This is a genomic window from Pseudomonas sp. GW821-FHT02H06 (assembly GCF_059421525.1).
The window spans coordinates 17,503-27,381 of sequence record NZ_JBWKVD010000028.1; the positions used below are offsets into that span (position 1 = coordinate 17,503).

The 9,879-nt window shown below is 60.7% G+C and carries 10 protein-coding genes and 1 riboswitch; of the genes, 1 reads left to right on the forward strand and 9 read right to left on the reverse strand.

All coding sequences use genetic code 11. The features are described from left to right. Positions 1–87: 87 nt before the first annotated feature. The 3 genes from AC07VF_RS25830 to ahcY all read right to left on the reverse strand — a co-directional run bounded on the left by AC07VF_RS25830 (position 88) and on the right by ahcY (position 3,489). Positions 88–897, reverse strand: a complete 810-nt coding sequence (locus tag AC07VF_RS25830; protein WP_282368542.1) for a substrate-binding periplasmic protein — start codon at positions 895–897, stop codon at positions 88–90. Positions 898–1,052: 155 nt separating this feature from the next. Further along, entirely contained in the window at positions 1,053–1,898 is an 846-nt protein-coding gene (metF, locus tag AC07VF_RS25835) for a methylenetetrahydrofolate reductase [NAD(P)H] (protein WP_192173212.1), read from the reverse strand. 181 nt (positions 1,899–2,079) lie between these two features. Beyond that, the gene (gene ahcY / locus AC07VF_RS25840; RefSeq protein WP_192173211.1) at positions 2,080–3,489 is read right to left on the reverse strand and encodes an adenosylhomocysteinase; all 1,410 of its coding nucleotides are present in this window, start codon (positions 3,487–3,489) and stop codon (positions 2,080–2,082) included. A gap of 21 nt (positions 3,490–3,510) precedes the next feature. Next, positions 3,511–3,619: riboswitch (S-adenosyl-L-homocysteine riboswitch) on the reverse strand. A gap of 196 nt (positions 3,620–3,815) precedes the next feature. Between ahcY and AC07VF_RS25845 the strand changes: the two genes are divergently transcribed. After that, the gene (locus tag AC07VF_RS25845) at positions 3,816–4,220 is read left to right on the forward strand and encodes an acyl-CoA thioesterase (protein ID WP_192173210.1); all 405 of its coding nucleotides are present in this window, start codon (positions 3,816–3,818) and stop codon (positions 4,218–4,220) included. A 144-nt stretch (positions 4,221–4,364) separates the two neighbouring features. Here AC07VF_RS25845 and otnI read toward each other — a convergent pair whose 3' ends face one another. The 6 genes from otnI to AC07VF_RS25875 all read right to left on the reverse strand — a co-directional run. Next, the gene (otnI, locus tag AC07VF_RS25850; protein ID WP_282368538.1) at positions 4,365–5,156 is read right to left on the reverse strand and encodes a 2-oxo-tetronate isomerase; all 792 of its coding nucleotides are present in this window, start codon (positions 5,154–5,156) and stop codon (positions 4,365–4,367) included. Positions 5,157–5,178: 22 nt separating this feature from the next. Then, the gene (locus AC07VF_RS25855) at positions 5,179–6,636 is read right to left on the reverse strand and encodes a GntT/GntP/DsdX family permease (RefSeq protein ID WP_495010098.1); all 1,458 of its coding nucleotides are present in this window, start codon (positions 6,634–6,636) and stop codon (positions 5,179–5,181) included. 84 nt (positions 6,637–6,720) lie between these two features. Next, positions 6,721–7,383, reverse strand: a complete 663-nt coding sequence (gene otnC / locus AC07VF_RS25860) for a 3-oxo-tetronate 4-phosphate decarboxylase (RefSeq protein WP_495010097.1) — start codon at positions 7,381–7,383, stop codon at positions 6,721–6,723. Then, positions 7,380–8,672: a 3-oxo-tetronate kinase gene (gene otnK / locus AC07VF_RS25865; protein WP_495010096.1), complete on the reverse strand. Its 1,293-nt coding sequence runs from the start codon at positions 8,670–8,672 to the stop codon at positions 7,380–7,382. Before otnK ends, otnC begins: the two co-directional genes overlap by 4 nt. A 10-nt stretch (positions 8,673–8,682) precedes the next feature. Further along, positions 8,683–9,705 (reverse strand): L-threonate dehydrogenase, encoded by a 1,023-nt coding sequence (ltnD, locus tag AC07VF_RS25870; RefSeq protein WP_274598110.1) that lies wholly within the window; start codon positions 9,703–9,705, stop codon positions 8,683–8,685. After that, positions 9,699–9,879: hypothetical protein (locus tag AC07VF_RS25875; protein WP_495010095.1), on the reverse strand; the 181-nt coding region annotated here is incomplete at its 5' end. The genes ltnD and AC07VF_RS25875, both read right to left, overlap by 7 nt.

Below are 9,879 nucleotides of genomic sequence, written 5' to 3' on the forward strand. Positions count from 1 at the left end.
TGCGCTGCTGACGTGTTCGAGAAGTCTTCTGTGAGACCGTGCACCCGGGCGCAAGCCTGGCGGGGACGCCGGAGTATAACAGAGCAATCACAACGCGCTGCTTTCCTGCTGCTCAACGGTTTTATCGACACTTTCTCCCGATTCTGCAGGGATCGTCGTCGGTGTTTCGCCGGTATACCGCTCCACCAGTTTCGCGTAGGCGGGTTCTTGCTTGAAACGCTTCAGTTCTGCACTGAAGCGTTGGGCCAAAAGGTCCATGCCGGCATTGCGGCGCAGCGCCAGGTACTGCCCCCTGTGAGTGAGCACGACCGGCAACTGACTGACCTGGTCTTGCAGCTTGAGCCGCTCAATCATCTGCCGCCCCAGCAGGCGATCGGTCACCATTAAATCGATGCGGCCGCGAATCAGTTTGCCGAAGTTCGCTTCATGGCTTGGCGCAGGCTCACGGATGAACGCCGTTGAGCTGTCGAACTCCGGCGTGTATCGATAACCGGGAGAGACGCCGACAGTTAGCCCGTGCAGGTCTTCCACGCCATTGAAAGCATGCGGCCTGGCATTGGCCTGAAACAGCACCCAATCGATGGTCGACAGCGGTTCGTTCGGATACAACAGATCCGCGCGCGTCTCGTCCTTGAAGATGTCGAGCACGCCGTCAGCTTCGCCGTCACTGAGCATCATCAGGCAGCGTTTCCACGGGAGAAACTGCCACTCGACGTCGATGCCCAAGCGCTCGAAGACAATCGCCGTGGCGTCGTAATCCAGGCCGGAGGCATGGTTGCCGTCCACGATGACGTAGGGAGACCAGGGTTCGGTGACGATCCGCAGTTTTTCACCCAGCGCGCTGAAGCTCAGGCAGGTGAGGAGTGCAGCAACGGATAGGGAGAGGATGAGCGGCATGCGCGCGAGATTACGACGCGAGCTAACTAAATAGAAGCAGTGATTCTCAACAAAAACAGAAGCCTGGACGCAACGACCCGACTGGCAGGCGTCTTGGTTACGAAGCCTGCCGGTGAAGCCAGCGCGGTTTCAATCCGTATGGATTGAAACCGATATCACGCAGAGAGCTTCAGGTTGTTCCACACCGCCAGACTCGGTTCAGCCTGATTCAGCGTGTAGAAATGCAGACCGGGCGCACCGCCGTGCAGCAGTCGTTCGCACATTTCAGTGATGACCTGCTCGCCGAACGCCTGAATGCTTGCCGTGTCGTCGCCGTACGCTTCCAGCTGCTTGCGAACCCAGCGCGGGATCTCCGCACCGCACGCGTCCGAGAAACGCGCCAGCTTGCTGTAGTTGGTGATCGGCATGATGCCCGGCACGATCGGAATGTCCACGCCCAGCTTCTGCACGCGCTCGACGAAGTGGAAGTAGCTGTCGGCGTTGAAGAAGTACTGGGTGATCGCACTGTTGGCGCCGGCGTTGGCCTTGCGCACGAAGTTTTTCAGATCGTCTTCGAAGTTGCGCGCCTGCGGGTGCATCTCGGGGTAGGCCGCGACTTCGATGTGGAAATGGTCGCCGGTTTCTTCACGGATGAAGCTCACCAGGTCATTGGCGTAACGTAGCTCACCGCTGGCCATGCCCATGCCGGAGGGCAGGTCACCGCGCAGGGCGACGATGCGTTTGATGCCGGCTTCCCGGTACTGCGTCAGCAAGCTGCGCAGGTCGGCCTTGCTGTCACCGACACACGAGAGGTGCGGTGCGGCCGGAACGTGTACTTCTTTTTCCAGCTGCAGCACGGTGTTGATCGTGCGGTCGCGCGTGGAACCCCCTGCACCATAAGTGCAGGAGAAAAAACTTGGGTTGTAGCTGGCCAGCGTACGCGCCGTGGCAAGCAGTTTTTCATGACCAGCGTCGGTCTTCGTCGGGAAGAATTCGAAGCTGTAGCTACGGTCTTGGCTCATGGAGCGAGTCTCCAGCGGCAAGCTACAAGCCGTAAGCTGCAAGAGTGGCGGTGCGCCGTATCCTGCAGCTCAAGGCTTGTCACCTGGTGCTGCTAAATGCTTGGACGATTTAAAGCCTGACGCGGCAAGTCATGACAATGGTGATGCCTTTACTTGCCGCTTGAAGCTTGCCGCTTACTGCTTAGTAGCGATAAGCGTGCGGCTTGAACGGACCTTCGACGGTCACGCCGATGTAGTCGGCCTGGGTCTTGGTCAGCTTGGTCACGACGCCGCCGAAGCCACGTACCATTTCCAGCGCCACTTCTTCGTCCAGCTTCTTCGGCAACACTTCGACGGTCAGACGCTCGGCTTTCTGGGCAGGGCTCAGGTCAGCGTACTTCTGGCCGAACAGGAAGATCTGCGCCAGCACCTGGTTGGCGAACGAGCCGTCCATGATGCGGCTCGGGTGACCGGTGGCGTTGCCCAGGTTCACCAGACGGCCTTCGGCCAGCAGGATCAGGTAGTCGTCGTTCTGAGGATCGAACGAGCCCGAACCGGTGCGGTGGATCTTGTGCACTTGCGGCTTCACTTCTTCCCATGCCCAGTTCTTGCGCATGAAAGCCGTGTCGATTTCGTTGTCGAAGTGACCGATGTTGCAGACCACTGCGCGTTTCTTCAGCGCCTTGAGCATGTTGGCGTCGCAGACGTTGACGTTACCGGTGGTGGTGACGATCAGGTCGATCTTGCCCAGCAGTGCTTTGTCGATGCTCGCTTCGGTGCCGTCGTTCTCGCCGTCGATGAAAGGCGAAACCAGTTCGAAACCGTCCATGCAGGCTTGCATGGCGCAGATCGGATCGACTTCGGTGACCTTGACGATCATGCCTTCCTGACGCAGCGACTGAGCCGAACCCTTGCCCACGTCGCCGTAGCCGATGACCAGCGCTTGCTTGCCGGACAACAGGTGGTCGGTGCCGCGCTTGATGGCGTCGTTCAGGCTGTGACGGCAGCCGTACTTGTTGTCGTTCTTGCTCTTGGTGACCGAGTCGTTGACGTTGATCGCAGGGATCTTCAGTTCGCCCTTGGCCAGCATGTCCAGCAGGCGGTGAACGCCCGTGGTGGTTTCTTCGGTCACGCCATGGACGCGGTCCAGGATGGCCGGGTATTTCTTGTGCAGCAGCTCGGTCAGGTCGCCGCCGTCGTCGAGGATCATGTTGGCGTCCCATGGCTGACCGTCCTTGAGGATAGTCTGCTCCAGGCACCACTCGTACTCGGCTTCGGTTTCGCCTTTCCAGGCGAAAACAGGAATCCCGGCAGCAGCAATAGCGGCAGCGGCCTGATCCTGAGTCGAGAAGATGTTGCAGGACGACCAGCGTACTTCGGCACCCAGGGCAACCAGGGTTTCGATCAGCACGGCAGTCTGAATGGTCATGTGGATGCAGCCGAGAATCTTCGCGCCCTTGAGCGGTTGCTCGGCAGCGTACTTGCGACGCAGGCCCATCAGGGCAGGCATTTCGGATTCGGCGATGATGGTTTCGCGACGGCCCCAGGCAGCCAGGGACATGTCGGCGACTTTGTAGTCGTTGAAATCGTTGGGCGTCAGTACAGCACTCATTAAGAGTCTCCATTCGTAGGGTGCGAATGGGCGCCGTTGTGCGTTTAAAGCTTGACCGGCGCAAAGCCTGATCAAACAACGCCCTCTCCGAGCCTGACAGGTCTGACCTGCTGCAGCGCCCCTCGGACAGGTGGCGGGAAAACGGTAACAAGGTGTGATGACCGTTTTTTGAAGCGGTGGCGATTATCTTTCTTTGAGCTGCAAGTGGCAAGCTGCAAGCGGCAAGCGGTAAACAACAGCGGACCTGCTTTTGACTTGCAGCTTCAGGCTTGAAGCTTGAAGCTGGAGCACATCCACCACCGTCGCCCAAACATCCCGGAGTCCCCATGAACTTCCACACCCGCAAATGGGTAAAACCCGAAGACCTCAACCCCAACGGCACGTTGTTCGGCGGCAGCCTGCTGCGCTGGATCGACGAAGAGGCGGCCATCTACGCCATTGTTCAGTTAGGCAATCAGCGCGTCGTGACCAAGTACATCTCCGAGATCAACTTCGTCAGCGCCTCGCGTCAGGGCGACATCATCGAACTGGGGATTACCGCTACCGAGTTCGGCCGCACCTCCATTACGCTGACCTGCCAGGTGCGCAACAAGATCACCCGCAAGAGCATACTCACGGTCGAGAAAATGGTCTTCGTTAACTTGGGCGAAGACGGCCTGCCGGCGCCACACGGCAAGACCGAAATCAGCTACGTGAAGGATCAGTTCAAAGAAGACGTGATCAACGAGTGATCGCGCAATGGACGCGGATGACTGATCAAGGAAAAACTCGTAGGAGTGAGCTTGCTCGCGATTGCGGTGTGTCAGGCGAAGAAGCTTCATCTGGTCTGACGCATCGCGAGCAAGCTCACTCCTACATTAAAAAGACAGCGCCTGTTATGCCGGATGACGTGCCTGCCAATCGCGCAGCCACTGCAGGCCTTCGCTGGTATCGCCTTTCGGACGGTATTCGCAGCCGACCCAGCCGGTGTAGCCCAAGCGGTCGATCTCTTCGAACAGCCACGGGTAATTCACTTCCCCCACGCTCGGCTCATGGCGGTCCGGCACGCCGGCGATCTGGATGTGGCCGATGCCGGCGAAGTCGCGGCGCAGTTTGCTGGTGACGTCGCCTTCCACGATCTGGCAGTGGTAGCAGTCGAACTGTACCCGCAGATTGTCGGCGCCCACTTCTTTAAGCACAGCCTGGCCCTGATCCTGACGGTTGAGGAAGAAGCCCGGAATATCGCGGGTGTTGATCGGCTCGATCAACACCGTCAACCCGACCTTGGCGGCTTGCTGTGTGGCGAAGCTCAGGTTTTCCAGGTACACCGCGTGATGCTTCTGGCGCAGGTCTTCACTGGGCAGCAAACCGGCCATGACGTGAATCCGGTCGTTGCCCAGCACCGCTGCGTAATCCAGCGCCTTCTGGAAACCGTCGCGGAATTCACTCTCCCGGCCCGGCAACGAAGCAATGCCACGCTCGCCCTTGGTGAAGTCGCCGGGCGGGGCGTTGAACAGCGCCTGGGTCAAACCGAAGTCGTCCAGACGCAGCTTGATTTCCTCGGCCTTGAAGTCGTACGGAAACAGGTATTCCACGCCCTTGAAGCCGTCACTCGCCGCAGCCGAGAAACGCGCCAGAAAGTCGTGTTGCGGATACATCATGCTGAGGTTGGCAGCGAAGCGAGGCATGGTTATCTCCCAATTGAAGCCGTTAGACGAAAGGCCAGAGCAGCAGCGTCATCAAGAAACCGAGGGTGCCCAGAACGGTCACCAGAAAGGTCCAGGTGCGCAGGCCGTCGGCAACGTTCAGGCCCGCCAGTTTGGTGAACATCCAGTAACCGGCGTCGTTGATGTGCGACATGGCCAGACCGCCACCGCCCATGGCCAGGCAGAGCAGGGCCATGTGGTTGGCGCTCAGGTTCAGCGTGGCGATCAGCGGGCTGAGAATACCGGCCGTGGTTACCAGCGCCACTGTGGTCGAGCCCTGTACGGCGCGCAACAGCAGTGTCAGCAGAAAGCCCAGGGCGAGAACCGGCAGGCCGGTGTTGCGCAGCGCTTCGGAAACCACCGCGCCGATACCGGTATCCACCAGCACCTTGCCGAACACGCCGCCCGCGCCTGCAATCAAAATCACCATCGCCACGCCGGGCAATGCCGAACCCACGACATCGGACACCTGACTGCGGCTCCAGCCCCGGCGCGAACCCAGTAGCCACGCGCAAAGCAGCGTGTCGATCAGCAGCGCCACCAGCGGTGCACCGAGAACGGTCAGCACGCTGCGCAGCATTGAGTCGGCCGGCAACATCGTGGTCGCCAGTGTGCCCAGCAGGATCAGAATGATCGGCAGCAGAATCAGCGCGATGATGATGCCTGCGCCCGGCGCCGGCGCTTTTGGCAGACGTGCCGCCAGGCTGCTGGCGCTTTCTTCCAGGCCCAGTACCTTGGCATGTGCCGCTTCGGAGGTCGTTGAGTAATCGTTGTTCGCCCACGCCACTAGATCCTGGTTGGTGATGTGCGGACCGTAGACTTCGCTCCGAATATCATCAGTCATCGGGTAGGTCTTGCGGGTGATGCGACCGGCAATCAGGTAGCCGATCAGGCACAACACAGCAACGATCGGCAGCCCGAACATCAACACGCGACCCAGGTCCGCCCCCAGCTGACCGGCCGCTGCGACGGCGCCCGGGTGTGGCGGCAGGAAGGCGTGAACCGACAGCAGCGCGGCGCACATGGGCAGCGCGAAAATCAGCAGCGGTTTACGTGCGGCGCGAGCGACACCATAGGCCAGTGGCATAAGGATGATCACGCCCACTTCAAAGAACACCGGAATACCGACCATGAAACCCGCGACGGTCAGGGCCAGCGGCGTGCGCCGGTTGCCGAAGCGGTTGATCAGCGTCTTGGCCAGCGCCTCGGCGCCACCGGACAGCTCGATGATGCGGCCGATCATGGCGCCCAAGGCAATGATGATCGCGATGTGGCCGAGGGTTTTGCCCATGCCGCCTTCGATGGTCGCCACCAGATCGCCGGGTTTAACCCCGGCCACCAGCGCCACGATAATGCTGACCAGCATCAGTGCCACGAACGGTTGGAATTTGTATTTCAGGACCAGAAGCAGCAACAGCGCAATGCCGGCTCCGGCGATGATCATGAGCAATAGAGGAGTCATGTTGTGTCCCGTTGTTATTGTTTTCCGGCGAAGCCGGTCCGCCGAAAACCGGGAGTCCGGTTTTCGATCAAAACGCCGTTGGGGTTACCAGTTCACGCCAAACGTCTGGCGCAGTTCTTCCAGAGCCGCTGCGTCCAGCGGTTCAGGTTTAGGGTTGCTCATCAGCCAGAGGCGTGCCGTCTCCTCCAGCTCTTCCAGCGCATAAGAAGCCCTGGCGACCGAGCTTTCCCAGATCACCGGGCCAAGTCGCTCGAGCATCACGCCGCGCACGCTGTTCGCCAGTTTCGCCACTTGTTCAGCGACGTTCGGCGAGCCGGGGCGCTCGTAGGCAATCAGGGGAATGTGCCCGACTTTCATCACCTGATACGGCGTGATGGGCGGGAGGATGTCGTCCGGTTTCCAGACGCCGGCCAGTGTCAGCGCGACCAGATGCGTCGAGTGGGTGTGCACCACGCCGCCGACGCTGGCATTGCGGTCGTAGACCTGACGATGCAGGGCCAGGGTCTTCGAGGGCTTGTCGCCGGAAACCCATTCGCCGGCCAGATTGACCTTGGCGATGGCGTCAGGATCAAGACGCCCCAGGCACGCGTCAGTTGGCGTGATCAGCCAGCCATCGTCGAGACGCGCGCTGATATTGCCTGCGCTGCCAACGGTGTAGCCGCGCCCGAACAGCAAGCGGCCGATGCTGCAGATTTCTTCACGCTGCTGGTTTTCGGCGCTCACTGAACTGCTGGTTACGTTGCTCATTGCGCACTTCCTGCCAGCTGCTTGAGGGCTTTGTCGAAAAAGTCGCGGCCACCGAAATTCCCGGACTTCAGCGCCAGGGCCAGAGGCATCGCGCCGCTGCTGATGGTCGCTGGAACCCCCGGGTCGATTTGCGCGCCGATCTTCAGCAGGCTCACGCCCAAGGCCTGAACCACGGCGCCGGAGGTTTCGCCGCCGGCGACGACAAAGCGCTTAACGCCCGCGTCCAGCAGTCCGCGAGCGATCTGGCCCAGTGCGTCCTCGACCAGCGCGCCGGCACGTTCGACGCCGAGTTTTTGCTGCACGGCTTTGACTTCTTCCGGGCTGCTGGTCGCGTAGATCAACACGGTTTGCCCGGCATCGCGGGCGAACGCCAGCGCATCGGCAACAACCGGTTTGCCTTCAGCCAGTGCCAGTGGATCGATGCGCAGCGCAGGCCGGCTGGCCTCAAGCCAGGCGGCCACCTGGCCGTTGGTGGCGACCGATGCGCTGCCCGCCAGCACCACTTCACCGCCGTCGATCTGCTCAAGCTTCGCGGCATCGATATCACGCAATTTGCCCGCTTTACGGAAATTACCCGGAAGACCCAGCGCCAGACCCGAGCCACCGGTGAGCAGCGGCAGGTCGGCGCAGGCCTCGCCCAGCGTGTACAAATCAGCGTCCGACAATGCGTCGGCAATCGCCATGACGACGCCTTCGGCACGCAGCTCGTGGATGCGCGCCCGCACGCCGTCGACGCCTTTGGCGATGCTGTCGTAACGCAACAAGCCCACCTTTTGGGTGGTTTGCGATTGCAGCACGCGCACCAGATTGGCGTCGGTCATCGGCGTCAGCGGATGGTTTTGCATCCCGCATTCGCTGAGCAATTGGTCCTGCACGAACAAGTGGCCGCGGAAAATCGTGCGACCGTTCTCCGGAAACGCCGGGCACGCCAAAGTGAAGTCGCTGCTCAGCGCCTTGAGTAGCGCTTCGCTGACCTGACCGATGTTGCCTTTGGCGGTGGAGTCGAACGTCGAGCAGTACTTGAAGAAGATCTGCTCGCAGCCCCGATCACGCAGCCACTGCAGCGCGGCGAGGGATTCTTCGACCGCTTCTGCAGCCGGCGTGGTGCGGGATTTCAGCGCGATGACGATGGCGTCGGCATCCAGTTCGGCCAGGCTGTCGGCGCTCGGGATGCCAATGCTCTGCACGGTGCGCATGCCGCCGCGCACCAGCATGTTGGCCAGATCGGTGGCGCCGGTGAAGTCATCGGCGATGCAGCCCAACAGAGGGCGCGGAGTCGTGGTGCTCATCAGCGTCATCTCAGTTGTTTTCAGGCTTGGCGGTCGGCAGTTCGATGCCCGGGAAAATCTTGATCACGGCGGAGTCATCCTCACGGCCAAAGCCTGCGGTGGAGGCCTGCATGAACATCTGGTGGGCGGTGGACGACAGCGGCAGCGGGAATTTGCTGGCGCGGGCGGTATCCAGCACCAGGCCCAGGTCTTTGACGAAGATATCCACAGCCGACAGCGGCGTGTAGTCCGCCTTGAGGATGTGCGGCACGCGGTTCTCGAACATCCACGAGTTACCGGCGCTGTTGGTGATCACTTCGTACAGCGCGTCCGCGTCGACGCCTTCGCGCAGGCCCAGGGCCATGGCTTCGGCGCTGGCGGCGATGTGGACGCCGGCCAGCAGCTGATTGATGATTTTGACTTTGGAGCCCAGGCCGTGGACGTCGCCCAGGCGATAGACCTTGCCCGCCATGCCGTTGAGAATCGCGTCGGCCTTGGCGTAGGAATCAGCCGGGCCGGAGGTCATCATCGTCATTTCACCCGCAGCCGCTTTGGCCGCGCCACCGGAGATCGGAGCGTCGAGGTAAAGCAGGCCTTTTTCGGTGAGGCGTTGACCCAGTTCGATGGCGAAGGTCGGTGCGACCGTGGCGCAACCGATGATCAGGCTGCCCGGGCGCAGGGCGGCGACAGCGCCGTTGTCGCCGAACAATACGGTTTCGGTCTGCTCGGCGTTGACCACGACGGTGATGATCACGTCGCAGGCAGCGGCCATGCTCGCAGGAGATTCACAGGCAACGCCGCCTTCGCTGGCGAATTGCTCGGTCACGGCGGCGCGCACGTCACAGGCATGAACGTTGAAGCCGCTGCGCAGCAGGGAGCGCGCAATGCCCAGGCCCATCGCACCCAGACCAATGACGCCGACATTCTTGTTATCCATGAATCTCTCCTCGGGTGAGCGCCGAAGTTCATCAGCACTCGAACGGTGTTTGTTCTGATCTGTTAAAGATAGTGAACCTGTGATCGGATAATGTGAAGTGCTTTTTTGAGTTAACAAAAATTAACATCAGCCTGATCGGGCACAAAAAAGCCCCGGCTGGCTGCCAAGGCTTGGGTGCACGGTTTTGGGTGGGATGTCTCTGTCAGCACGTAAATTGTGGGAGATTCTATGGTTGTCATCAAGCCAAAATCCCCCCTTTCGGTTGATATTCGCTTTGGTTTTTCATCAGGG

Coding starts and splice junctions, on each gene's coding strand:
- AC07VF_RS25830 (WP_282368542.1), bottom strand. CDS start 897: ATGCCGCTCATCCTCTCCCTATCCGTTGCTGCACTCCTCACCTGCCTG.
- metF (WP_192173212.1), bottom strand. CDS start 1,898: ATGAGCCAAGACCGTAGCTACAGCTTCGAATTCTTCCCGACGAAGACC.
- ahcY (WP_192173211.1), bottom strand. CDS start 3,489: ATGAGTGCTGTACTGACGCCCAACGATTTCAACGACTACAAAGTCGCC.
- AC07VF_RS25845 (WP_192173210.1), top strand. CDS start 3,816: ATGAACTTCCACACCCGCAAATGGGTAAAACCCGAAGACCTCAACCCC.
- otnI (WP_282368538.1), bottom strand. CDS start 5,156: ATGCCTCGCTTCGCTGCCAACCTCAGCATGATGTATCCGCAACACGAC.
- AC07VF_RS25855 (WP_495010098.1), bottom strand. CDS start 6,636: ATGACTCCTCTATTGCTCATGATCATCGCCGGAGCCGGCATTGCGCTG.
- otnC (WP_495010097.1), bottom strand. CDS start 7,383: ATGAGCAACGTAACCAGCAGTTCAGTGAGCGCCGAAAACCAGCAGCGT.
- otnK (WP_495010096.1), bottom strand. CDS start 8,672: ATGAGCACCACGACTCCGCGCCCTCTGTTGGGCTGCATCGCCGATGAC.